The sequence below is a fragment of the Phytoactinopolyspora limicola genome, from assembly GCF_011320225.1.
Classification (GTDB): domain Bacteria; phylum Actinomycetota; class Actinomycetes; order Jiangellales; family Jiangellaceae; genus Phytoactinopolyspora; species Phytoactinopolyspora limicola.
On sequence record NZ_JAAOEN010000006.1, the window covers coordinates 128805 to 153760 of the forward strand.

Sequence of the window (24956 nt, forward strand, 5' to 3'; positions counted from 1 at the left end):
GCGCTTACCGCACGAGGAGGTTTGTCTCCGACGGCGGGAACCGTTGCCACCGGGGTGGCGCTGCGCCGGGTTCATATCGCCTGGCCGAGCCGGGTGAGCAGCGCCGCGCAGATCTCACTGCGTTGAGCCAGGGTGGGCACCTCGATGTATTCGTCCGAGGTATGCGCCCCGCCTCCCACGGCACCGAGGCCGTCGAGGGTCGCGATGCCCATCGCCGCGGTGAAGTTGCCGTCAGAACCGCCGCCCGCACGGGTGGTGGGCACCGTGACCCCGTGGGCGGCCGCCACCTCCACGTAGGACGTGACCAGGTCGGTTGCGGGAGCGGAATACGGGGGCCGGCCGGCCCGCGAGGTGAGGGCCACCGAGGTGCCGTCCACGGGCCCGGGGCCGGTCAGGCCGGTCAGCCGCTGCCGCACCTGAGCCTCGGCGGCGGCGTCGTCAAAACGGCAGTCGACGTCGACCGACGCGGCGTCGGGCACGATATTGGGCCGCGAGCCGCCCCGCGCGAGGACGGCGGTGACCGTCGCACCGTCGATGTCGCGGTCGATCGCCTGGACTCCGAGGATGGTGTGGGCGAGTGTCTCCAGGGCGTTCGCCCCGGCTTCCGGGTTGCTGCCACTGTGCGCCGCTCGCCCGGCGACGTCCAGGCGGTACCGGTGGACTCCGCGGCGGGATTCCACGATGGCGCCATTGCGCCGGGCCGCCTCGAACACCAGGGCGACGTCCTGGCCTGCGGCGGTAGCTTCGATCACCGGACGTGAAGCTGTTGAGCTGGACTCCTCGTCGCCGTTGAACAGCATCGTCAGCTCCAGCCCCGCGCGGACGTGATCGGGCAGGCTGGCGACGGCGGCGAGCATGACCACGAGGCCGGCTTTCATATCCGCGACGCCCGGCCCGAAGGCCCGTCCGTCGTTGATGGTGAACGGGCGCTCGGCGGCCGTGCCCGTAGGAAAGACGGTGTCGACGTGGCCGAGCATAATAACCCGGGTCGCCGAGGGGCGGCTTCCGGGAAGATGGGCACGGAGAACATCGGGGCCGCTGGTAGGGACGCGGCTGGCACTGAAGCCGATCTGTTTCAGGTGTGGCTCGAGGATGTCGTAGACGTCGTCGATGCCCGACGTATCTGGTGCGCTGTCGGTGTTGACGAGGTGTTCGAGGAGGGTGAGCTGGGTATGTGGATCGAGCCCGGTGGGCGTGGTGGTGGTCATGGTGCCTGCTCTCCGCTCCGTCGGGCCGCCGCGAGGATGAGGAAGGGTGGTTGCCGACGGAGATCAACTCTGCTGGATCGGTCATGGACGCGAGGCATGAGGCAATGGCCGTGGGGCGCGTAGGCCGATCACCTGAGTCCTCGTTCCAGCGTGGGTCAGGCGTAATGCTGGGGCACCGTCGAAGGCTGTCGGGCCGACGGTCTGATCCCAGAGAATAGCCGCGAAGCGGTGCGGCGGACAAGTGTGGTCCACACCCGGAGAAGAACATTGCTATCGTCCTGTTATTCATACTTGCGCTGTCTTCACCTGTACTGATCGGCTGGCGCGGCGACGAATATGGACTCTACGGTTAGCAATGGGAAGCAGAGAGGGGCGGCGCGTTGGCATCGAGACGAACTTCTGAGCGGCGACGCCAGGCACTGGCGGAGGATCTGCGCCGGGCCTGCCGCGATGGCGAGCTGAAACCCGGCGACATGTTGCCGACGGTCCGCGAGTTGCAAGAGAAGTATCGGCTGTCGCCGCGGACGGTCACCACGGAGTTGAAGGGTTTGGTGGCCGAGGGCCTGTTGCGCACGGTGCCGCGGGTGGGGATCTTCGTGGCCGACGTCGCGGCCTCCGTGCCCGATAGCTACGTCATGCTCGTGCAGTCGGGGCAGAACGTCCGGCACCGTTCGACCACTGATCGGGTCCGGCGGGGGTTCGAGGAGCGGGTGACGGAGCTGGGTGCGGCAAGTGCCTGTATGGACATCGACCGGGCACTTCAGTTGGCGCAGGAGGACGCGTTGCCGCCGAGCTCCGGCTTCTTCCTCGCCATGCCAGACCGGGCGACGGACCTGGTTGTGTTGGGTGATGCCGCCACCGCCCGGGTTCGATGGGCGTCGATCCCCATGGCCGGCGACTCGGCTATGACGGTGGTGGACATGGTCACCGCCGATCACGTCGACGGCGGCCGGGTGGCTACCCGCAACCTGTGGATGCGTGGCCACCGCCGGATCGCCTTTCTCGGCCTGCATACCCCCGCCGACGAACAGCCTGGTTATCACTGGTCCATGCTGCGAATGCAGGGGTGGCTCGAGGTGATGAGCCAGCATGGTGAGCGTACGGACAACCTGGTATTCCTTCCCGAGGAGCCGCCGCCGTCGTATGAGCGCCAGGCCGAGTGGGCCGCTGGGGTGGCCGACCGGCTCCTTGTCCGTCGAGACGTCACGGGTGTGGTTTGCGCCAGCCAAAATGCCGCACGTGGCCTGGTGGACGCGTTGCGTGCGGCAGAAGTGCCAATGGAGGGCTGGCCCGCGATGGTGGCCTTCGAGGACGGGACTGACCGGTTGGACGCGGGTTTGACCACCGTTCGGGTGCCCTGTGAGGACATTGGGCGGGAGGCGGCCCAGATCTTGTGGGAGCGTCGGCACGGCCGCCTTGCCGGGCCGGCGGTCGACCGGCGGCTGCCGATGCCCATCATTCGACGAGTGGACTCGTCGGAGCCGTGGGGCACACTCACCAGCCACAGCGATGCGTCCCCCGCAGCTGGTTAGTAACACTGCTTCCCATTGTTACCCACTTTGCTGGGTGCCGTCGCATACGCGGCCGCCGTTCCGCGTGCAGAGCCGTGGGGGCGACCCGGTCCAGTCGGCTGCTTTTCGTGCCAGTCGCCCAGGGGTGTCGGGCACGGCGTGAAACGCCACAAGATCGCTGATCAGCACGGTCGTGTGGCGGCCGGCGAGTGAAGCGTGAGTGCGGCGAGTGGCCCGGTGGTGTGGGCGGCGTCGCGGACAGGTGGCGAGCAGGGGGCTGCGCTAGTGGTCGCGACGGGCCGAGTTGCGTGCGGTGTTGAAGTGTCTCCAAGGTGCGTTATCTGTTCGTTATTGAATAACAGTTGACACGCATACGAATGCAGAGCCAGACTCTCTGCATCCAGCGTGGGTCAGGAGCGACGAGCAGAGGAGTAGCGATGGACGATGCACCATACGCGCCAAACCCGAGCTCTTCCGTCCCAACGAGACGTGGCTTTCTACGGGCCGCCGGGCTGACCGCGGCCGGAGGCCTGACGCTCGGCCTAGGCCCCGTCGCCGCAGGGAGGGCCGCTGCGGCGAGAGCCGCGACGTTCGACTACACCAGCCGGCAGACCTTCGACGAGTTCGACGCCGCGTATCTGCAGTCCGGGTTCGGCCCGGACAACAACAACGAGGCCGGCGGACTCGCGTGGCAGCAGTCGTACGTCCTCGACAGCTACGTCAAGATGTACCTGGCGCACGGGGACACCTACTACCTCGACAAACTGATCGACCACGTCGACACGGTGTTGACCCACCGCGACAGTGAACGGGGTGTCGCCGACTACCGGGGGCTCTCGTTGCCGGCATGGCGGACGATGCACCCGTACACCCTCGGCGTGTGTGCGCTGAAGGACCAGAACGGCACCACCACACTCGAGATCCGCAGCGGCCGCAACAACACCGATGACGCACACGTGACGGTGACCCACGGCGACGGCGACACTTTCTCCCTGGTGGTCCGGCACGAGACGTTCGACTTCACCGACACGTTCGACAACCTGACCATGGACCCGGCGAGCCCCGACTACGCGGTGCGCCGGATCTATGACGCCTACCCGGGTTCGATCCTGTGTACCGCCTTCGATCAGAACGTCGGCACCCGCCCGGCAGCCGGGACTACCTCCATGTTCGCTCAACCGTTCATCTTCGGGGTGCACACCGGGATGATCACCTACCCGATGGCGAGTTTCGCCCGGATCGTCAACACCACCCCTAGCCTGGCGGCAAGCCCGTACTACCAGGGCAAAGCCGACGAATATCTCGACGCCGCCATGAACGCGGTCGCCGTCCACGACCACGAGTGGCGCGAAACGAGCAACGGCGGGTACTACTCCTGGGAGAAGGGCGCCTACACCGCGTTCGACGGCCAGGCGAAGCCACTCAATCAGACCCTCGCGCTCGGGCGCACCGTTCTGGAGATCGCCGCAGCCACCGGGGACCCAACCTACGTGCATCGTGCCACCGCGCTGGCCACCATGTTCCGTAACGACATGCTGGACCACGATGCGGACGGCACGCCGACGCTGATCTGGTACTACTTCCCCACGTACTCCGCGGCCTGGGAGGGGTACACCAAAACCGGGTCGCCGGAGACCGACGTCTCGATCCACAAGCCGCAGTACGCCACCGCCAACGGGTACAAGAACTTCGAGGACTACAGCCACGGCGCGATCGGTGCCGACTTCGCCGTTCTCGCGGCCCGGCTCGGCTTCGGGTTTACCCAGCGGGACATGCAGCAGCTGGCCGCGACCTTTACCGAGAACGTGGCCACGACGGACGCCGACGGGCTGGCCAACGTGGTCTACGTGATCAATGGAACTGGGGCGACCCGGTCCAGCCCGCTGGGTGCGGCCCGCTGGATGGCGCTGAGCGGCTGGGATCGCGACGTCTTCCACCACTGCCTGGCCATCTACACCGATCGTGACATCGAGCCGACGCCGGTCAGCGGCACCCGCCTGTTCGGCGTCGCCCAGCTGAACTGGGGTGCACATGCCCGGGGCGCCCGGCGCCGGATCCGGCGCGTCACGTGACGTACCCGTTGACCTGACCACGTCGAGACAAGACGGAAGTGTTCATGACTATCTGGGCTCACCTGATCCATATCAGCTACAACATGTGGAGCGATACCCCGGAACCACGCCGGGTCAGCGCGTACCGGGACGCCATGCAGTTCGATGACCGCGTCTGGTACGAAGTGACGCAGCGCATGGCTGATGGCGGCTTGACGATGGCCGTGTTGGACCTGGGCGACGCCATCCGGTACCGCTCGCACCCGGAGATCGCGCTTGGTGACGCCTGGACCGTCGAGCGGCTGACGGAGGAACTCGACCGGCTGCGCGGACTAGGTCTGGAACCCATCCCCAAGTTGAACTTCAGCACCAGTCACGACGCCTGGCTGGGTGACTATCACCGGCAGGTCTCGACGCCGGCGTATTACCAGGTGTGCGCCGACCTCATCCAGGAGATCAGCGAGCTCTTCGGCCGGCCGCGGTTCTTCCACATCGGTATGGACGAGGAAACGGCGGCGAACCAGCCGCGGTCCCGTTTCGTCGTGGTACGCCAGCACGAGCTCTGGTGGGAAGACCTCGCATTCCTGGAGGAGAAGGTCACCGCTACCGGGGCCCGCCCGTGGGTGTGGTCGGACTACGCGTGGCGGCACCCGCAAGAGTTCTACTGGCGCATGTCACGTTCGACGCTGCAGAGCAACTGGCACTACGACCTCGTGTTCACCGATGACAACGAGGACGACCGCCCACGGATCCAGCCGGCCCAGGAGGTCCGGGGCTGGCGTTACCTGACCTATCTGGACCTCGACGATCAGGGGTTCGACCAGATCCCCGCGGCGAGCAACTACCGCCAGGCCAAGAGCTTCGAGAAGACGGTCGAGTTTTGCCGCCGCCGGCTGGATCCGGCGCGCCTGCTCGGCTTCCTCCAGACGACGTGGCTGCCGACCGTCGGCGAGTTCCGCGCACACCACCTGGCCGCCGTCGATCAGGTGGCCCAGGTGATCGCCCAGGACGCTCCGGAATCCGAAGGAGGTGCGTGAATGGCCTCCGCCCTCGCCATCGATGGTGGTCAACCGGTGCGGACCGCACCGTTTCCGGCGTGGCCGCGGCCGGCTGGTGACGAAGCGGCCGCGCTGACCAAGGTGCTCGACTCCGGACAGTGGGGCAGCAGCCACGGTGAGGTGGTAAGGGCCTTCGAGCACGAGTTCGCCCGGTATCACGAGGCGGCGCACTGCGTGGCGTTGTGCAACGGCACGCTGGGGCTCACGGCGGCGTTGCGCGCGGTGGGGGTCGGCATCGGCGACGAGGTGGTGATGCCGGCCTACACCTTCATCGGCAGCGCTACTGCCGCGCTGATGATCGGTGCGGTGCCGGTCTTCGCCGACGTCGACCCGGCGACCCATCTGTTGGATCCGGCCGCGACCGAGGCGGCGATCAGCGAACGTACCGCCGCCATCATGCCGGTGCATCTGTCCGGGGTGCCGTGCGACATGGATGCCCTCTGCGAGATCGGACGCCGGCGTGGCGTGGCGATCGTCGAAGACGCGGCCCAGGCGCATGGTGCGGCGTGGCGGGACCGGCCGGTAGGTGCACTGGGCCAGGCCGGTGTGTTCAGCTTCCAGACCAGCAAAACCATGACCGCGGGTGAAGGCGGGGCCGTCGTCACCGACGCCGCCGACCTCGCCGAACGCCTCTATGCCCAGGCCAACGTCGGGAGAATCCCCGGTGGCGCTTGGTACCAGCACGAGTACGTGGGCTTCAACCTACGGCTGACCGAGTTCCAAGGTGCTGTCCTACGAGAGCAGTTGCGGCGGCATCCCGACGATCTGCGGATCCGGCAGCATAACGCCGAGCAGCTGAGTGACATGCTGACTGACGTTGCCGGCATCACCCTGCCGGCGGTGGACAAGCGGGTCACCGCACACGGCCGCAGTACCTTCATGTTCCGCGTCGATGGGCTCGGTGGTGGCGAGCGGAAACGCAACTTCGTGCGGGCTCTCGCCGCCGAAGGAATCCCGGTCTCCGGCGGGTACACCGGTCTCCACCACAACGCCGCGCTCCAGGACGAGATCGCTGCGATCACCAGCCGGCTCGGCACTCCGCGGCCGGAAACAGACGTGCCCGCCACCGAACACGTGGTGGCTGAGTCGATGTGGCTGTCACCGCAGACACTTCTGGGCACCGACCGCGACCTCGGCGACATCGTCGCCGCCATGCAGAAGGTCAGTCAGGCCTTCCCACCCCACGACGGCCCAGGTTCGGTCCTTCCGGACGCGCCGAACCGGTCCTAACGGTAGAGGAGAGATCATGCACGGCAATGTGAGACCGCGCAGGCGTCGTCTGGGTACGGCACGACTCCTCGGCGCACTGTTCGCAGCATCACTGACGGTGTCCGCCTGTGGACTCTTCGGGGACTCCAACAACTCGGCCAGCCCGGCAACCGGCGGCGACGATGCTGCCGACGCCCCGGCCGACGCGGATCGCCCGGACCAGATTCTCCGGTTGTCCAGCAGCAACCTGCCGATCATCGACCCTCAGGTCGTGACCTTCGGGATGTGGACCGCGGTGCGGGGCATCTTCGAAGGTCTCGTGCTCCAGAACGAGGACGGTACCGACGTCATCCCCGGGGTAGCCGAAAGCTGGGACGTCTCCGACGACGGCCTGGTGTACACGTTCCACCTCCGTGCCGACGCGGGCTGGAGCAACGGCGACCCCGTGACCGCCGAAGACTTCGAGCGCACGTACCAGCGGCTTTTCACTCCGGAGACGGGGGACACGGGAGGCGGCACCGCCGGGGCCAACTCGTACCAGGCGGCGACCAACATCAAGGGTGCGGCGGACTTCCTCGAAGGTGTCACCGAGGACTGGTCGGACGTGGGTGTGCGAGCGGTTGATGAGCGGACGCTGGAGATCGAGGTCCAATCCCCGACGCCCGGGTTTCTGATGTCGATGACCCATCCGTCGATGTTGCCGCTGCACATGGACACGGTGGAGGAGCACCCGCAGGACTGGCAGGAAGCCGAACACGTCGTGAGCAACGGGCCCTTCATGATCGATCGGTGGGTCACGAACTCGAGTATGGACCTGGTGCCCAACCCGCACTACTGGGACCTGGATGAGGTGCATCTGGACCGGATCGAGATCGCGCTGCTGGAAGGCGGCACGACGGGTGCGGCCACGGTGCCGTATGAGAACGACGAGGTCGACATCGTCGGCCTCGCCAACGCCGACATCATCCGGATGGAGAGCCACCCCGAACTGGTCGACCACATCCGGATCGCCGAAGGCGCGTCGTACGTCTATCTGGCCACTTTGCGCAGCAAGAACCCGCTGCTGGAAGACCGCGACATCCGGCGGGCGCTGGCGCTGGGGATCGACCGCGACTACGTCGCCGAGGTGACACCCGACGGCCAGCCAGGTCGTTCGCTGGTGCTGGGGACGGTCCCCGGGTTCGACGACAGCATCACCATCGACGACGACGTCGAGGAAGCCCAACGGTTGCTGGCCGAGGCCGGATACCCGGACGGTGAAGGTTTCCCGGAGATCAACCTGCTGACCGGGTCGGCCAACGTCGACGTCGAAGCCATCGTGGACTCGTGGCAGCGTAACCTCGGCATCAGCGCCAAGGCGGACACCGTGGAAAGTGGTGTGCTGGTTGAACGCCGCTGGGCGGTTCATGACGAGAACTACGTCGGCTTCTACTACGGATCCTTCGCTGGTACGCCGAATTGGCCGACCATGGTGGGCTCGTTGTGGTCCCCGCAGGACATCCAGGAGTTCAGCCTCCCGGCGGAGGTCTGGGAGGAGTACCAGGAGGTCCAGGCCGATGGCGACCTCTCCGCCACGGAGCGCAACGCCCGGCTGGCGGAACTACGCGAGGACCACGCGAGCCCGGAATCGCTACAGCTGGCCGAGCTCGTCGACCAGGCGATGCAGGCCACGGACCCGGCCGAGCAGGAAGCTCGGTTCAAGGAGGCCGCCCGCCTGCGGGAGGAAGAGCACCTGATCATCCCGGTGCTCTGGAAGGACCGGTATCACGCCGTTCGGCCAACCATCCAGGGCCTGAACCTGCGGCCATCGACCGATGCCTATTACTTCAAGGGCATCAGTATCGCGGCCGAGGAATAACCAACCCGTGACGACGATCGCCCGTACCGACGACCACACCGGGGAGGGGACCACATGAGCTTCGCGAGCTACATGGCCAAGCGGATCGTGCGCATGGTGCTCTCCCTGGTGGCGGTCTCGATGATCACCTTCACACTCTTGCAGATGGCCCCGGGCAACTTCGCCGACATCCAGCGGATCAGCGCTGGGGCCGCACAGTTCGGCGGCGCGGGCACGGAGGACATGGTCCACGCCTTCGCTTCACGTTACGGCGACGACATTCCCGCCTGGCGGCAGTACCTGATCTTCATGAAGGGTGCGGCGACGTGGGACTTCGGGCCCTCGTACAAGTATCCGACGCGGGACGTGCAGGACATCATTGCCCAAGGTTTCCCGATCTCGGCCACCATCGCACTGATCGCCGTCGCTATTTCCTTGGTGATCGCGATCCCGATCGGGATGTTCGCGGCCCTGCGGCAGAACTCTCCGGCCGACCACGGCACGATGTTCGTGATCACGCTCGGGACCGCGCTACCGAACTATCTCACCGGCGTCATCCTGGTGGTGATCTTCACGCTGACGTTCGGCATCCTGCCATCGAGTGGATGGTCAGGGCCGGAGCATATGGTCATGCCGATCCTGGCGCTGGTGCTGGGACCAACGGCGGTGCTGGCTCGGTACGTGCGCTCCAGCATGCTGGAGACGCTGCGTGAGGAGTATGTCGTCGCCGCCCTGGCTAAGGGGGGCCGGCAGTCAGTGGTGATCACCCGGCACGCGTTGCGGAACTCGCTGATCCCGATCGTCACGGTTCTGGGGCCGCTGTTGGCTTCGCTGATGACGGGCACGGTGTTCGTCGAGGCTCTGTTCCGCATCCCGGGCTTGGGGCTCTTCTTCGCGCAGGCCGCGGCGAGCCGGGATATGCCGCTGTTGATGGGGACGGCGCTGTTCTTCGCGTTGATCTTGATGACCATGAACCTGATCGTGGACCTGGTCTACGGGTACCTCGATCCCCGGATTCGAGCGGCAGGGGGTGTCAGCCGGTGGCGCTCGCAGAAGCGACTGAGCCGACAGGCAGCATAGAAGCGGTCAAGGCCCGCGGCCACTGGGCGGGAGCATGGGCCCGGTTCCGAGCCAATCGGCTCGCCTTCATCAGCCTGATCTTCTGTGGTCTGCTCGTGATCACCGCGATCGCGGCGCCGTGGATCGCCCCGTACCACTTCACCGAGACCGACCCGACCGCGCGGCTGGCGCCGATCGGCGCCGATGGGCACTGGTTGGGCACGGATATGCTCGGCCGAGACCTGTTCAGCCGGATGATCTACGGGCTGCGTACGGCGCTGTTCGTCGCCTTCGGGGCGGAGTTGGCGTCGCTGGTGGTGGCGATCGTCATCGGATTGTCCGCCGGGTACATCGGCGGCCGGGTGGATCAGGGCCTCATGGGCATCACCGACGTGATGTATGCCTTCCCCAGCTACCTGTTCGCCATCGTGCTGGTCACGGTGATGGGCCGGAGCCTCTGGGCGGTGATGCTGGCGATCGGGATCTCGTCGTGGGTGACACAAGCCAGGCTGGTCCGGGCGCAAGTGTTGAGCGTAAAAGAACGGGAGTACATCGAAGCGGCCAGATCCATGGGGGCCTCAGGTACCACGATCTCCTTCCGGTACATCTTGCCGAACGCGGTGGGTCCGCTGCTGGTGACCACGAGTTTCGCCATCCCGGCTGCGATCGGTGCCGAAGCCGGTCTGGCGCTGCTCGGCCTGGGTGTGCAGCCGCCGACGCCGTCGTGGGGATCGATGATCTCGGAGGGAACCAGTTACATCCTGGCCGCGCCCCATCTGCTGCTCTTCCCGGCCGGCATGTTCGCGTTGACGTTGCTGGCGTTCACCTGGGTCGGCGACGGCGTCCGGGATGCCTTCGACGCGAACGGGGAGTCTCGATGACCAACTCGTTGCTCGAAGTGCGGGACCTGCGGACGGATTTCCTGCTCAAAAGCGGACGGCTGCGCGTCGTCGACGGGGTGAGCTTGACCGTCGAGCCGGGCCAGGCGCTGGCCATCGTCGGCGAGAGCGGCAGTGGCAAAAGCATCACGATGCGTAGCGTCATGCGCGTGCTGCCCAAGACCGCGCGGATCGCCGGCGGCAGTGTCCGCCTCGATGGGCGCGAACTCACCGAGCTGCCCGAACGGCAGATGCGCCAGGTCCGGGGCCGCCAGATCGGCATGGTGTTCCAGAACGCCATGGAGGCGCTCAACCCCACCCTGACGCTGGAACGCCAGCTCACCGAACATCTGAGCTGGCACGGCATCTGCGGCAAGGCCGAGGCGCGTCGCCGGGCCATCGAAACGCTGGGTGATGTGGGGATCCCGGAGCCGGAGAAGCGGATCCGCACCTACCCGTTCCAGCTGTCCGGCGGTATGCGGCAGCGGGCCATGATCGCCATGGCGATGGTGGCGCGGCCGTCGTTGCTGATCGCGGACGAACCGACGACGGCGGTGGACGTGACCGTTCAGCGGCAGATCCTCGATCTGCTGGCGGAGTTCAAGGCGCGGGGCACCGGGATCGTAATGATCACCCACGATCTTGGCGTGGCACGGTATTTCTGTGACGACGCGGTGGTGATGTACGCGGGCCGCATCGTCGAGCGGGCTCCCGTACGTGAGCTGCTCGCCCGGCCCTCTCATCCGTACTCGACCGGCTTGTTCCGTTCGACGATCGAGGTGGGCGGGCGCGACCGGGCCTTGGCCCCGATCCCGGGTGCGCCGCCGGATCTCGCGCAGCGACCACCCGGGTGCGCCTTTCATCCCAGATGTGAACGGGCTGAATCGGTATGCCGGGAGAACGAGCAGATGTTGCTCCCGCTGACGGTGAACGGGGTGTCCCGCGGGACGTCGGGGCGGCCAGGTGCCGTACGGGAAGCAGCCTGCTGGAAGGTGGCAGCCCATGGTTGACGTGAGCGACGTGGCCGAGCCGGTCACCACCGAGCGTGCGGCATCGGAACGGCCCGTCATCGCGGCCGAACACGTCGACAAGGTGTTCAACACCCGAGCCGGTGAGGTACACGCCGTACGGGATGTCTCCCTTGCGGTGCATTCGGGGCAGACGTTGGGCCTGGTGGGGGAGAGCGGCAGCGGGAAGTCGACGATGGCCCGGCTACTCATGGGTTTGTTGCCACCAACATCAGGCACCGTTCGCCTGGACGGATTGGACCTGTCGACGGTTCGCGGCGCCCGGCTGCGTCAGCTGCGGTCGCAGATGCAGATGGTGTTCCAGAACCCGTTCGGGTCGCTGCTTCCGCATTACAGTGCGGCCGCCAATGTTGCCGAGCCGTTGCGTCTACACAAACGCGGCGACAAGGCGTGGCGCCGGGAAAGAGCAGTTGAGCTGCTGGATCTGGTTGGCGTCAACCGGCGTTTCGTCGACCACTATCCGCGCCAGTTCTCTGGAGGCCAGCAGCAGCGGATCGCCATCGCCCGGGCGCTGGCGCTGGAGCCACGGCTGCTGGTGTGTGACGAACCGACGTCGTCGCTGGACGTATCCATCCAGGCGCAGGTGCTGGTGCTGTTGGAAGAGTTGCGGAGCCGCCTAGGGCTCACCGTCGTCTTCATCTCTCACAACCTCGCCGTCGTCGAACGGTTCGCCGACCGGGTGACGGTGATGTGTATGGGACAGGTGGTGGAGTCCGCGCCGACCGAGGCGTTGTTCGGCGCTCCTCGGCACCCCTACACGGAAAAACTGCTGGCCGCCATCCTGCCGGTGACCTCCGATCCGTTGCCGCAGCCAGACATCTCCTGGCGGTCTTCGCCGGATCAACCCAGCGCCCTGGTGGAAGTTGCGCCTGGGCACGAGGTGCGTGAGTCGTGAGGAGCTCGAACATGAACGCAGCCGCTGCTGTGACCGTCGTGGCGGCCCCAGGAACTCCTGCCGGTCAGGATGTGCGGTGGCCGGTCTACCACGCCGAGATCCTCGACCACCTAAGGTTGCCACACCGCGTCGTCCGGGCCTTCGACGACGTGCCGTTCGACGCCACCGAGGTCCTGGTCCTGCCGGACCGGTTGGTGTTGGACGAGATAAAACGGCGGGAGCTCAAGGACTGGGTCGAACGCGGCGGCATGCTGCTCTGCGTCGGCGAAGGCTGCGCAGGCGAGGCCTTTGGGATCACCGCAGGCGCCGCGGTGCCCAGCGGTCGGGTCGTCGTCGACGGTGCGCCCGGCTGGGTGGACTCCATCGACGTGCCGCTGCCCTGCCGTGGCGGGTACCGGCTGGTGCTCGCCGACGCCAGTGGCGACACCCATGTGGCGGCCCGATGGGAAGACGACCATGCCCCGGCGATCGTCGTCCGGGCAGCGGGGGAGGGCGTGGCCGTCGTCGTCGGCGTCGACCTGTGGCAGACGATCGTCCGGATCCAGCAGGGTTACCCGGTCCACGCCGACGGTGTACCCGCCGCGGACGGTTCGGCGCCGGTGGACGACGGGGTCCTGAAGTGCGACGACGGCATCGTGTTGTCCTACGAGGACGACCGCGCGCTGCCGACGCGGAGTGTGCACCGTCAGTCCGGCCGGGACGGGCTGGACGTGGTACCAATCTTCCATCGGGCCTATGCCGACCTCTGGCGGCAGGTCTTCGTCCAGCTCGTGCTCGAGGCGGCCCGCCGGGCCGGCACCCCATTGGCATGGCTGCACTACTGGCCAGCCGGGGTACCAGCGGTGGCTCACCTGTCGGTCGACTCCGACCGCAACGACGATGACGACGCGCGGACCACGTTGGATCTCTTCGACGAACTCGACGTCGAGTCCACGTGGTGCCACGTGTATCCCGGCGGGTACGACCCGTCGACCGTCGCCCGGATCGGCGCACAGGGCCACGAGCACGCGCTGCATTTCAACGCGGTCGGTGATGCCGATGTCGCGTCGTGGGGCTGGCCGGAGTTGCGTGCCCAGTACACCTGGGCGCAGGCGATGACGGGCACCGAGCAGATCGTCTCGAACAAGAATCATTACACCCGCTGGGAGGGCTGGGACGAGTTCTACCGGTGGTGCACGCGGCTCGGGATCGAGCTCGACGAATCACGTGGGCCGAGCAAACGCGGCAATGTGGGTTTCCCGTTCGGCACCTGCCACCTGTCCCGTCCGATGTCCACCGTGGATCGCCTGGATGTGCTGATGTTGCCACTGCACGCCCAGGACCTCGCGTGGACGACACACGAAGCAGTCAGGGACGTCATCCTCGACGAGGTCGTCGCCCACCACGGGGTCGCCCACTTCTTGTTCCACCCGGTCCACCTGCACCGTCGGGACTATGTCCGCGATGCGTGCCGGGACCTGGTGAAGGAGGTTCGGCGTCGGGGCCTGCCGTGGTGGACCGCCGCGCGGGTGAACCGGTGGGAACGGCTGCGCAGAACCGTCGGATTGCGGCTGCACCGCCATGGCCCGGGTGATGCGGAGCTGGTCGTGGAGTCGCCGGTGGCGATATCCGGACTGGCCGTGCTGATCTGCCCGCCAAGTGAGCCGAGGGTGCAGATCGATGGCGACGAGCAGCAGTGCACCGTCGTCGAACGACATGGGAGGAAGATGTACGAGCTCGCGGTTGACGCCGTCGCTGGTGTTACCACGGTGAACCTCACGTGGAGCTCTCCTGAGGGGGACCAATGAGTGCGGCGGCGCGAACCCGGGCGCCGAGTCGCCCCGAAACGATCCTGAACGACTACCTCGGCACGATCACCTCGATGCTCGAGTCGATCCGCGACGAGGAGGCTGAAAACCTTCAGCGGGCGGCCCACCTGCTGGCCGGCCACATCAAGGCCGATCGGCTGGTCCACGTGTACGGGCCGGGCGGCCATTCGAACCTCGCCGCCCAGGAGATCTTCTTCCGGGCAGGTGGACTGGCGCACGTGAGCGCCATCCTCGACGAGGGGACGTTGCTATCCAGCGGTGCCCTGCGTTCGATGGCCATGGAACGCACCCCGGGTTACGGGGCGCTCGTGTTGCGCGACAACCAACTCGGCCCAGGTGACCTGCTCGTCCTGGTCAACGCGTACGGCATCAACGCCGCGGTGATCGACGCCGCGGAGTACGCCCGTGCGCACGACATCACCGTCGTTGGTATCTCGTCGACGGTGCACGCGGAGTCCACACCACCGGACCACCCAGCGCGGCACCCGTCCGGGGCCAACCTGCACGACCTGGTCGATGTCCACATCGACACGAAGGTTCCCGTGGGGGACGCCGTGTTGTGGATCGACGGCATCGACGAGCCGATCGCAGCCGTATCCACCTTCGTCAACGCCTACGCGCTCAACTGCCTCGGTGCCCTCACCACCGCCGTGCTGGTGGACTCGGGGGTGACGCCGCCTATCTGGCGCAGCGGCAACGCACCCGGGGGCGACGAGCAGCATGCGACCTTCCTCGACCAGATCCGGACGCGGGTGCGATGGCTATGACCACACAGGAGTACTCATTGGACAACGCGGTCCTGGTGGGGTCCACGACCGTGGACATCACCCCACCGGTAGGCGCCCACCTGGCCGGGTTCGCCGTCCGCGTCGAACCATCGGTCGACGTGCACGATCCGCTGCTGGCCACGGCGATCGCGACCTCTGGTCCGCAGGGCGCGTCGATCATCGTGACGGGTGACCTCATTAGCCTCGACCCGGCCGATGCCGACATGGTGGCCGGCCGGATCGCGGACGAGACCGGGGTGGATCGGGATTCGATCGCGATCAGCGTTAGCCATACCCACGGCGGGCCCAAAGTCAAAGCCGTCGGGTTCGGCGTCGGCCGGGACGAGGAGTACGTCACTCGGGCGTTCGCCGCACTCGTCGACGCCGCGCGGACCGCGTGGAAGACCCGGCAACCGGCTCAGCTGCGGACCGGGGTAGCCCACCTGGAGACGGTGGCCCACAACCGGCGCGGAACGGGGGTCATCGATCCACTCGTGTTCGGCGCCCAGTGGGCCGACCTGCGCGGTCAACCCATCGTGACGCTGTTCTCCCACGCCTGCCATCCGGTGACGCTAGGACCGGACAATCTGTCGATCACCGCGGACTGGCCCGGTGCCGCGCGCCGGCGGCTGCAAGCCAGATTCGGCGGTGAGGTTGCCTTCCTGCAAGGGTGCTGCGGGCAGATCAACACGGGACATCTCGCCACCGACAGCTTCTCTACCGAGCCCAGTCCGGACCGGACGTTCGAGGCGGCCGAACGGATCGGCCGGGCGGTCGCCGACGCCACATCCGAGGCATTGGCGACCGCCGAGCTGGTGCCGGTCGGCCGGATCAGCGCCGAAACGACCCGGGTGTGGCTACCTACCCAGCCCGCACCCGCACCCGAGGTCCTGAGTGAGTGGGCGCGCCAATGGCGGGTGGAGGCCACGGCTACGGCCGGGCCGGAACGCGCGTTGTTCAACACGTGGAGCCAGTGGGCGGAGTATTGGCGGGGGCGCGAGTCCACAGGTGGCATCGACGTGCCGGTCTCCGTGCACCGGTGGGGCCGGTTCATGGTGGTGGCGTTGCCTGGAGAGCCGTTCGTCGAGTTCGCGCTTGACCTCCGGCGCCAGCTCAACCGCCCAGACCTGCTGGTGGTCGGCTACACCGGAGGTGTGCCCGGGTACATTCCCTTGCGGGAAGCGGACTACGACGCGGGCGGGTACGAGATCGACATCGCCTACCGCAGCTCCCGGCTCTTCTCCGGCCCCTATGCGCGCCATGCCGGCCAACGGCTGCTGGCGGCGGCGGTGGAACTGGCCAGGTCGGGTGAGGCCACCGGAGCGCGTTAGGCGGAGCCCAGCAACGGACGTCCCACGTGGGGCACCAGCCGGACGTCAGCGAAGCACGCGGTAGGTGAGGTGGGTGACCCGGTTGCCATGCCGGATGGTCGGGTTGTCTAGGCGGACCGGCTTCTGCGCCAGGTTCGCGAAGTATGGAGTTCCAGAACCGAGCAGATACGGAACCAGATCGACGGTGATCACGTCCAGCAGGCCCGCGTCGAGTGCTTGCTGCGCGATGTTAGGGCTGGCGATGACGACGTCTTTGTCGCCGGCGACAGCCTTGGCCTGCGCGATGGCGGACGCGACGCCGTTGGTGACGAACGTGATCGGCGCGTCCTGGTGCGGCCATTCCTGCGGGGACGGCGCCTGGTGTGTCACGACGAACACCGGCAACCCGGTTGGATGAGAGCCGTTCCAACCGCGGGCCTTGTCGAACAGGCGCCGCCCCGCCACCAACGCGCCGTGGCGGTTGATGGAGTCCTGAAGGAAGTCGGCATCCTCCGCCGACTGACGGTAGGCGATATCTTCGTTGGCCGAGTCCGTGGTCACCGGGCCCGCGGTGTACCACTCGAAGAGCTCGTCAATCCGGCCCTCGGCGTCCTCGATGAAGCCGTCCAGCGACATCGACATGTTTGAGATGACCTGTCCCATGGTGTTCTCCTATCGGGTGTGCGTCCCTGTGATGGACACGCTCAACCAGGGATCGGAGCTGGGGCCGGTTTCTCGACATGTTGCTCAGGATTGACGCCGGATCAATGTGCGCCATGATGGGCCGGCATGGGCGCGTTCCTCCGAGGCGTCAGCCTGGCCGCCGCGATGGCGGCCACCCCCGCGGTCACCGCAGCCGCCACGAACCCGTTGGTGTAGCCGGTGAGTGTGTCGCCCACCAGGCTGGCCGCCGCCACGCTGGAGATGATGGCGGCTCCACCGGCCGCGCCGAACTCGTGGAACGTACTGACGATGCCGGATGCGACGCCTGCTTCATGTGGAGCTACCTGGCCGAGCGCCGTGGCCGACGCCACGACGAAGACCGCACCGATGCCGGACGCGGCTATCGAGACGCCCACGGCAACGGACACCGGGTGCAGCGACAGCGCGGGAACCGCCATCCCGGCCGCGGTGACGAACAGGCCGGTCACGGCAAGTGTGCGGGCGCCGAGGCGGGTAATGGTCCGGCCGGTGAGGTTGGCGCCGGCCATGGTCGCCAGCGCGATCGGGAGGAATAGCAGACCTGTGTGCATCGCGCCATATCCGCGGGCGTGCTGGAAGTAGAACGTGCCGAGGAAGAACGCCGCGATCATCAGAGCCGTAGCCAGGAAGATGAGGAACGTGCCGGTCGCCACCGGGCGGCGGGCGAGTAGTCGCACGTCCATGAGCGGTGAACGGGTGCGCTGCTGCCAGACCACGAAGGTGAGGTATCCGCCGGCCGCCAGTAGTGCGAGCAGCCCAGTGGTTAGTGTCAGCCAGCCGTGTTCCCCCGCGTCGATGAAGGCGTAGATCAGCGTCGCCGACGATGCGGTGACCAGGAGTGCGCCCAGAACGTCCAATCGGGGGCGTGGGCCGGCGGAGCTCTGACGTGGCAACAGGCGGGCCACCGCGATCATGATCACCAGCCCGATGGGCACGTTGACGAAGAACACCCAGGGCCAGCCGGGGCCGGCGGTCAGCAAGCCGCCGACCAGGACGCCGAGTGCGGCGCCGCCACCTCCGAGGGCGGACCACACCCCGAGTGCCCGGTTCCGCTCGTCGCCGTGGAATAGGGTGACGACGAGTGACAGGGCCGCTGGTGATAGCAGCGCAGCGCCGACGCCCTGGGCGATACGGCCGCCGATGAGGGTGGTGGAGGAGTCGGCGAGCCCGGTGACCAGCGATGCCGCGGTGAAGACGAACAGGCCCGCAAGCACGACCCGCTTGGCGCCCACCAGATCCGCCAACCGGCCGCCGAGCAGCATCAGGCCGCCGAAGGTCAGCGCATAGACGCTGACGGTCCAGGTCAGAGCCTCCCGCGTCAAGCCCAGGTCGGTCTCCATCGTTGGTAGGGCGATGGCGACGACGGTGACGTCAAGGATCAACATCAGCTGGGCGAAGCCGAGGAATCCCAGGATGTGCCATCGCCGCGGGTGTGGTGTCGATACGTTCCGGGTTTCGTTGTGCGCCATGAGGCCCTCCCAGGCTCTAACTCGTACGTTGATGTACGAGTTCTGCAACAGGGAGCCTAACTCGTGTATTCCTGTACGACTTAGAGTGGGGGTATGTCCTCTGCGACCCATCGGCCCCGCCGCCGCGCCGACGCCGAACGCAGCATCGCCCGGATCGTTGCGGCGGCCCGAAGCTGCCTCAGCCGGAATCCGGACGCAACGGTCGACGACATCGCCAAAGCCGCAGGTGTGGGACGGATGACCCTCTACGGCCACTTCCCGAACCGGGCCGAGCTGGTCGAAGCGGCCCTCACCGATGCCTTGCGGATCGGCGAGGAGACACTCTCGTCCGTCGACGTCGGTGGAGACGCCCGCGACGCCATGACCCGGCTACTCGAGTCAAGCTGGTCACTCGTCGCGGAATCCGCCGCCTTGCTCCAGGCCGCGCAAGGAGTTCTTCCCGCGGGGCGCCTACTCGCCTTGCACGCGGCTCCCGCCGAGCGGGTCGAGCAGCTCATTCGGCGGGGCCAAGGCGAAGGGACGTTCCGCACCGACCTGCCGATGACCTGGCTGGTCAATGCGGTGCATAACCTCATGCATGCCGCAGCGGAGGAAGAGCGGGCCGGTCGCTTGGCGGCTGAGGACGTGGCGCGCGTCGTGACCGCCTCCGTGCAGTCGCTCCTGGCCGTTCCGCCCGCCGGTCCCGCGCGGTGAACGCCAGCGCGAGTCGACCCGTGGCGCGACGTCTCATGAACTCTGGTGGCCTAGGGCTCGCCGGGTGGCCGCACCGAGTGGATTCTCCCGGGTTGGCAGCGCCAAGACCTGGGGCAGTAGTTGTGCACTCGACTCAAGGAAGACGCGTCGCAATTCCTTGGCCGGATCGGTCGCGTGGTCGACGCGTAAGTCCCACAGCGGATATTCCTCGGTATCGACGACGTAGATGGTGCCGGACAACGTACCCTTCGTGTCCGCTCCGGTCGCTTCGCCAGCTTCCAACGCCACGAGCAGTCTTTCGGCGAGTGGTAGCTGATCCTGACTGGTGAACGCCGCCAGCGCTGCGTCGAGGGTCTCTTTTCCCACGAGGCGGTTTCCTTGCGCGACGACGTCGTCGGCCTCGGCATGACCAGACCAGTCGGGGGTCAGCGCCCCTGACCACGCGGCCGTGCGGCCCTGGTGATCGATGAACCCGGTCTGACGCACGTCGCGCCCTGGGTCGGCGTCGATCAACTCGCGCAGAGCGTCATCCGGCGCAACCCCTTGGTCGAGCAGCCGGAGGCCGTCGAAACCGAGGTAGGGATTCATCGTCGCCTGCGTGGCGATGGCACCAACGCCGGCGCGGGCGTGTGTGGCGAGTTTGCCGATGCCCATCATCGCGGTCAACGCACCGACGCCCAGTTGGCCGGTCCGTCGACACCGAGCTACGAGTGAGAACGTCATTCTGGCACCCCCATGGACCGGTCCCCCGGCATAAGCGGCGAAGCGGTGGTATTTGGCGTGGGCTACGCCCCTCCCGGTACCCATCCGGGGGAATCACATTCGTGCCGGCCGGCTCCGGCTATTGGGGCTGCCGGGACCTACGGCTGCTGAGGTGCCTGCGGCTGCCGGGTCAGCTCCGCAGCGACATCACGGAGGCTCCACCGAACCGCACCTACCGAACGAACATTACACTCACTTCGCCCACGGAGTGGCCCGCGCACACGAGAGATCAACTTCGCTGTTGGCGGCGGGTTGGGCGCTCGTGTTCCTCGAGGACGCAGTCGTCGTCAGAGGGCGGTGTGTTCCCCGCCATGACGCGCTCGGCCAGCTCCCGGTATCCCGGACACTGGGCGTAGTCGTCGGCGGTGCACTCCATCAGATGCTCCACCAGGGTCTTCGACTCGGACAGCGCCGCCAGCCGACGCTCGAGCTCCGCGTGGTGTGCCTCGAGGAGCTCGTGGCGTTTGGGCTGGTCGTTGGCGGCGACCAAGATGTCCCGGATCTGCTCAAGGCTCATCCCGGCCGATTTCGCCCGGAGGATGGTCATGACCCGGATGGCGTGGCTTTGGGTGTAGCGCCGACGTCCGTTGACCCGCTGGGCCGGCGCCAACAGGCCCATCGCTTCCCAGTGGCGCAGCACGTGGGTGCCGAGGCCGAATTGGGCCGCGAGGTCGCCGATCTGGAGTTCCGCGCTTGACTTCATGTTGACATTAACAATCAGACTTGCCTCGATGTCAAGCCACGACCCTGGAGGCACCTCCATGAACAACCCCATCTACGACGCGGTCATCGTCGGCGGCGGACCGGCCGGGATGTCGGCCGCGCTGACGCTGGCCCGGGTCCACCGCTCCACCGTGTTGCTCGACGCCGGGCACGGCCGGAACGCACCCACAGGGCAGGCGCACAACTTCTGGACACGTGACGGGACCCCGCCGGAAGAACTGCGCCGGCTCGGCCGGGCGGAGCTGGCCGCCTACCCGACGGTGCAGATGAGGGACGGGGCAGTCGTCGAGAAGGTGGTCGGCAACGCCGGCCATGGGTTTCAGGTCGAACTCGCCGACGGTGCCGTCCTAGGGGCGCGCCGGATCCTCCTGGCGACCGGATTGACCGACGACGTCTCCGGGCTTCCGGGAGCTGCGGATCTCTGGGGCCGTTCCGCGTTCCACTGTCCCTACTGCCACGGCTATGAGTGCACTGGCAAACCCGTTGCGGTCGTCGGATCTGAGCCGGCCCGCATCCGACTCGCGCTTCAGCTGAGCCGGTTCGCCAGCGACGTCGTTCTCTGCACCGACGGAGCGCAACTAGATCCTGAAACGCGCGCGGTACTTGAGGCGCAGGGCCTTGCGGTGAACGAGGCGCCGCTGGCGGGGCTGGTCGGCCGGGACGGAGTGCTGGAACGGATCGAGTTCACCGACGGCCCGGCGCTGGCCAGGGACGCCGTCTTCGTGCAGAACGTCGCATACCAAGCTTCTCCGCTGGCCGAGGAGCTTGGGTGTGCGGTTCTCCCAGACGGTTGTGTGGAGGTCAATGAGTACGGTCAGACGAGCGTCCCGGGGATATATGCGGCCGGCGACATGGCTCATCGATCCACCGTGCCCCTGGCGATGGCCGCGGTGGTCGCGGCTGCGGCCAGCGGCACCGTCGCGGGCAGCGTGATCGACCAGGACCTCCTCAGCGACGAATTCGATCTGGCCAACCCCTTCGCTCTGGCGGAGCGGTGAGGGACGTGGCCGAAACAACCACACACCCGGCGCCAGGCGGGTCGGCGATAACGAGAAACGTGCCGCTGGCCACCGTCGGTCTGCTCCTCGGCATGCTGTTGTCTGCCTTGGATCAGACCGTGGTCGCCATCGCCCTACCCGACATCGCGGCCGACCTGGGTGGTTTGGACGGGATCGGCTGGGTGATCACGTCGTACCTGCTCGGTTCGGCCGCGACCGCCGTGTTCTACGGGCGGCTCAGCGACCGGTTCGGCAGGCGCGCCGTCTTCATCACGGCCATCGCGATCTTCATCGTGGCCTCGGCACTCAGTGGTGCCGCGCAGAGCATGGTTCAGTTGATCGCGGCCCGGAGCCTGCAGGGTATCGGTGCCGGTGCGCTGTTCGTGCTGCCCACCATCGCCCTGTCCGAGATCTACCCGCAACACCTGCGCAGCAGAATCCAAGGTGCCACCGGCGCAGTCTTCGCTGTCGCGACTGTTCTGGGCCCGCTGGCGGGTGGCGCGATCACCGACCTGGTGGGGTGGCGATGGATCTTCTACATCAATCTGCCACTCGGGCTGCTCAGCATGGTGCTCGTCGCACTCGCACTCCGGGTGCCGACACCCGCCAGCAAGGAAAGGATCGACTTCGCCGGTGCCGGCCTGATCGTCGCTGCCACCGTGAGTGCGCTGCTGGTGGCGGAGTGGGGCGGGCGCACTTATGCGTGGGGTTCCGGCCCGATCATCGGGCTGGCCGGCATCGCACTCCTGCTCCTGGCGCTGTTCGTGTGGTGGGAACGTCGGGCGGCCGCACCGCTGCTTCCGTTGGCGTTGTTCACCAACCCAACCCTGCGGATCACCCTCCCAGCCACCGCCGTCCTTGGAGCTTTGCTCGGCGGGTCGATCGTCTACCTACCTACGTACCTCCAGACCGCGTACGGCATGGGCGCGACTGTCGCCGGCCTGGCACTCAATCCGTATGTGCTCACCTTTATGGCGGTTTCCTTCCTGGCCGGCCCCAGGCTGGGCACTAGCGGCCGGTTCCGGCGCTACTTGGTGAGCGGCGCACTCGTTGTGACCCTGGCGTTCGCCTTGCTTGGCCTTCTCGACCCCAGCATGTCCTATGTCGTGGTCGCGTTGGTGCTGGTAGTCATGGGTGCCGGATTCGGACTGCTCATGCAGAACCTCGTGGTGATCGCCCAGAACGCCAGCTCGGCGAAGGACCTCGCGGCGGCGAGCTCCGCGGTGGTGTACGTCCGCGGCCTAGGGCTCGCCCTCGGTGCGGCAGTGTTCGGCAGCCTGCTGGTGCGTCAGTTGGAAGGCGGCGAAGGAGGTCCGGAGGCCACCGCACTCGCCATCCCGCAGGTCCTGGCCTGGGGTATTCCGCTGGCCGTGGTGCTCGTGGTACTCATGGCCGCACTTCCCCGAACGGTGGACCAGCGGGAGACAGAAGCTACCGACAACTCCGGCGAGGCGCCCCGCCCTGACGGCTCTGCCTAGTTGAGGTTTCGCCGCGACGGTGGAGGGTTCTCCTTGTTATAGCGAGTACAACCCTCCACCGTCAGCCTGCAGGGACTCTCTGCGTGCGGCGCTGTCATGGTGGGCAGCAAGCGGCTTGGTGCGGTGAGTCCTCGCTGGATCGGGCCAGATGCCGGTTTCCAGCGAGCGTTCAGCGCACCAAGCACCCCAGTAGGGCCCCATAGAGTGGTGTAGCGCTGGCGGATGGCGCGTTAGCGCGCTTCGCGCAGGTACAGGTCGCGCAGCAGGGCGATCTCGCCGCCGTGATGCGCGACCTCGTCCAGAGCGTGCAGCGCGAGCTTCAGGTAGGTTTCGCCGCCCCAACGGTCGGGGCCTAGGCCCATCGGCTCCAGCAGGCGCTTGTCGCCGAGGGCTGCGATGCGGGAGGTGAAGCGCTCCCAGTCCTCGGCGAGCGCCTGGACGCCCTCTTTCGCGGTGCCCGGCCACGCGTCGCGGTCGCCGAGTTCGGGGACGTCCTCGAAAAAATAGATCACGTAGCCGCGCAGGCAGAGGTTGCCGATGTGCCAGATGCGCCAGGCGATCGTCGTGACGGGGTCCGGCACGCCCGGGACAGACTTCGGAATCAGCTCGTCGACGCGGAAGACGCCGTCGTCACCGGGGCGGATGCTCAGGCTGTCGCCCACCGGCTCCCACAGGTACTCGGCGTCGGTCAGGCCCTCGAGGCGCTTAAACAGCCGGGATCGCACGCGTTCGAAGATCGCGAGTACGTCGCGGGTGACGACGTCGGGTGCGGTCAAGTCAGCCATGTCAGCTCCAAGGCTCGGTGGTTTCGGCGGGTCGGCCGGGATGGTCGTAATGGTCGGGGATCGGCGGCCCGGCTGACCCAGTGATATGCCGCCGGCGTGTCGGCGAGGTCGAAGACCTACTCGACAGCGGCGTCACTGCGCTCATCGGCCCCAACGGCCAGGGCAAGACCAACTGGAGGACCGGAGGCTCCCCCGACGCCACTCGTTTGTCGCCGGGAGTGAGCAGGAACAGGAGTCTGCGCTAGCGATCCGTTGCATGGTCCTCGAAGTCTAGGTCCTGGCTCACGGCGCCTCCATCTCCCTGCGAACAGCTCGGCCGCGCGGGGACGCCACGAGTCCAGTGCGACGGCCCGCCCCCTACTGCCTGGTGTGTCTCAGGGCCACCCGCGTTCCGGCGACCACCACGGTTGTTGCTCTTCGGGTGGGGTGCCAGGTTCATTTGATCGACAAACATAGACGACTCGGTCGGCAGATCGGTGGTTGTGTAGTCGGCAAATCATGGGCTCTATCGTCGGCAAGTCAGGGATGACGTGTCGGCGAGAGGGTTGCTGCGTGACGCTGGATGATAGCGGGAACGAGCTGATTGAACGGCGCCTGTTGGCCGAGCTTCGGGAGGCGGGGAGGTATACGCGGGTTGTCATTGTCAATGGACCTCGCCAGGCGGGTAAGACCCCGTTGTTGGAACAGCTCAACCCCATCGAGGTCGCTGGCGGCAACTCTCCAGGCC

The 24956-nt window shown here is 67.0% G+C and carries 21 protein-coding genes and 1 pseudogene; 16 read left to right on the forward strand and 6 right to left on the reverse strand.

Features of this window, described 5'->3' with window-relative positions:
- Positions 1–71 precede the first annotated feature (71 nt).
- Positions 72–1208 carry a M20 family metallopeptidase gene (locus G8760_RS16235; protein ID WP_166352994.1) on the reverse strand — a complete coding sequence of 379 codons (1137 nt, stop codon included), beginning with the start codon at positions 1206–1208 and terminating at the stop codon, positions 72–74.
- Between the two features lie 380 nt (positions 1209–1588).
- Here G8760_RS16235 and G8760_RS16240 point away from each other — a divergent pair, with 380 nt between their 5' ends.
- From G8760_RS16240 to G8760_RS16295, 12 genes are all read left to right on the forward strand, one after another.
- Positions 1589–2740: a substrate-binding domain-containing protein gene (locus tag G8760_RS16240; RefSeq protein WP_166352996.1), complete on the forward strand. Its 1152-nt coding sequence runs from the start codon at positions 1589–1591 to the stop codon at positions 2738–2740.
- Positions 2741–3156: 416 nt separating this feature from the next.
- Entirely contained in the window at positions 3157–4791 is a 1635-nt protein-coding gene (locus G8760_RS16245; protein ID WP_166352998.1) for a hypothetical protein, read from the forward strand.
- 44 nt (positions 4792–4835) lie between these two features.
- Positions 4836–5807, forward strand: coding sequence for a Tat pathway signal protein (locus G8760_RS16250; protein ID WP_166353000.1), 972 nt, complete (start codon positions 4836–4838; stop codon positions 5805–5807).
- Positions 5808–7058 (forward strand): DegT/DnrJ/EryC1/StrS family aminotransferase, encoded by a 1251-nt coding sequence (locus tag G8760_RS16255; protein WP_166353002.1) that lies wholly within the window; start codon positions 5808–5810, stop codon positions 7056–7058.
- Between the two features lie 16 nt (positions 7059–7074).
- On the forward strand, positions 7075–8895 hold the full coding sequence (locus G8760_RS16260; protein ID WP_166353004.1) for a peptide ABC transporter substrate-binding protein: 1821 nt from the start codon (positions 7075–7077) through the stop codon (positions 8893–8895).
- Positions 8896–8949: 54 nt separating this feature from the next.
- The gene (locus G8760_RS16265) at positions 8950–9954 is read left to right on the forward strand and encodes an ABC transporter permease (RefSeq protein ID WP_166353006.1); all 1005 of its coding nucleotides are present in this window, start codon (positions 8950–8952) and stop codon (positions 9952–9954) included.
- The gene (locus tag G8760_RS16270) at positions 9915–10814 is read left to right on the forward strand and encodes an ABC transporter permease (RefSeq protein WP_207782426.1); all 900 of its coding nucleotides are present in this window, start codon (positions 9915–9917) and stop codon (positions 10812–10814) included. The genes G8760_RS16265 and G8760_RS16270 overlap by 40 nt, the downstream gene beginning before the upstream one ends.
- Positions 10811–11821, forward strand: a complete 1011-nt coding sequence (locus G8760_RS16275; protein WP_166353008.1) for an ABC transporter ATP-binding protein — start codon at positions 10811–10813, stop codon at positions 11819–11821. Before G8760_RS16270 ends, G8760_RS16275 begins: the two co-directional genes overlap by 4 nt.
- Entirely contained in the window at positions 11814–12734 is a 921-nt protein-coding gene (locus G8760_RS16280; protein ID WP_166353010.1) for an ATP-binding cassette domain-containing protein, read from the forward strand. Before G8760_RS16275 ends, G8760_RS16280 begins: the two co-directional genes overlap by 8 nt.
- 11 nt (positions 12735–12745) lie before the next feature.
- The gene (locus G8760_RS16285) at positions 12746–14521 is read left to right on the forward strand and encodes a polysaccharide deacetylase family protein (RefSeq protein ID WP_166353012.1); all 1776 of its coding nucleotides are present in this window, start codon (positions 12746–12748) and stop codon (positions 14519–14521) included.
- Positions 14518–15309: a sugar isomerase domain-containing protein gene (locus tag G8760_RS16290; RefSeq protein ID WP_166353014.1), complete on the forward strand. Its 792-nt coding sequence runs from the start codon at positions 14518–14520 to the stop codon at positions 15307–15309. The genes G8760_RS16285 and G8760_RS16290 overlap by 4 nt, the downstream gene beginning before the upstream one ends.
- Positions 15306–16640 (forward strand): hypothetical protein, encoded by a 1335-nt coding sequence (locus G8760_RS16295; protein WP_166353017.1) that lies wholly within the window; start codon positions 15306–15308, stop codon positions 16638–16640. The genes G8760_RS16290 and G8760_RS16295 overlap by 4 nt, the downstream gene beginning before the upstream one ends.
- Before the next feature lie 45 nt (positions 16641–16685).
- On the opposite strand, the gene G8760_RS16300 is transcribed toward G8760_RS16295, so the two are convergent.
- The gene (locus G8760_RS16300; protein WP_166353019.1) at positions 16686–17282 is read right to left on the reverse strand and encodes a dihydrofolate reductase family protein; all 597 of its coding nucleotides are present in this window, start codon (positions 17280–17282) and stop codon (positions 16686–16688) included.
- Positions 17283–17383: 101 nt separating this feature from the next.
- The gene (locus tag G8760_RS16305) at positions 17384–18790 is read right to left on the reverse strand and encodes an MFS transporter (RefSeq protein WP_166353022.1); all 1407 of its coding nucleotides are present in this window, start codon (positions 18788–18790) and stop codon (positions 17384–17386) included.
- A gap of 93 nt (positions 18791–18883) precedes the next feature.
- Between G8760_RS16305 and G8760_RS16310 the strand changes: the two genes are divergently transcribed.
- On the forward strand, positions 18884–19483 hold the full coding sequence (locus tag G8760_RS16310) for a TetR/AcrR family transcriptional regulator (RefSeq protein WP_166353024.1): 600 nt from the start codon (positions 18884–18886) through the stop codon (positions 19481–19483).
- 33 nt (positions 19484–19516) lie between these two features.
- Here the strand turns inward: G8760_RS16310 and G8760_RS16315 are convergent, their stop codons facing one another.
- A complete protein-coding gene (locus tag G8760_RS16315; RefSeq protein ID WP_166353027.1) occupies positions 19517–20206 on the reverse strand; it encodes a DUF1028 domain-containing protein in 690 nt (229 codons plus the stop codon).
- A gap of 268 nt (positions 20207–20474) precedes the next feature.
- The gene (locus tag G8760_RS16320) at positions 20475–20948 is read right to left on the reverse strand and encodes a MerR family transcriptional regulator (protein WP_166353029.1); all 474 of its coding nucleotides are present in this window, start codon (positions 20946–20948) and stop codon (positions 20475–20477) included.
- 58 nt (positions 20949–21006) lie between these two features.
- On the opposite strand from G8760_RS16320, the gene G8760_RS16325 reads away from it, so the two are divergent.
- Both G8760_RS16325 and G8760_RS16330 read left to right on the forward strand, forming a co-directional pair.
- Positions 21007–21966, forward strand: a complete 960-nt coding sequence (locus tag G8760_RS16325; protein ID WP_207782427.1) for an NAD(P)/FAD-dependent oxidoreductase — start codon at positions 21007–21009, stop codon at positions 21964–21966.
- 5 nt (positions 21967–21971) lie between these two features.
- Entirely contained in the window at positions 21972–23444 is a 1473-nt protein-coding gene (locus G8760_RS16330; protein ID WP_166353031.1) for a DHA2 family efflux MFS transporter permease subunit, read from the forward strand.
- A 230-nt stretch (positions 23445–23674) separates the two neighbouring features.
- On the opposite strand, the gene G8760_RS16335 is transcribed toward G8760_RS16330, so the two are convergent.
- Positions 23675–24229, reverse strand: a complete 555-nt coding sequence (locus G8760_RS16335; protein WP_166353033.1) for a DinB family protein — start codon at positions 24227–24229, stop codon at positions 23675–23677.
- Between the two features lie 525 nt (positions 24230–24754).
- On the opposite strand from G8760_RS16335, the pseudogene G8760_RS31135 reads away from it, so the two are divergent.
- A pseudogene (locus G8760_RS31135) lies at positions 24755–24922 on the forward strand (hypothetical protein); the annotation flags it as partial.
- Positions 24923–24956 lie beyond the last annotated feature (34 nt).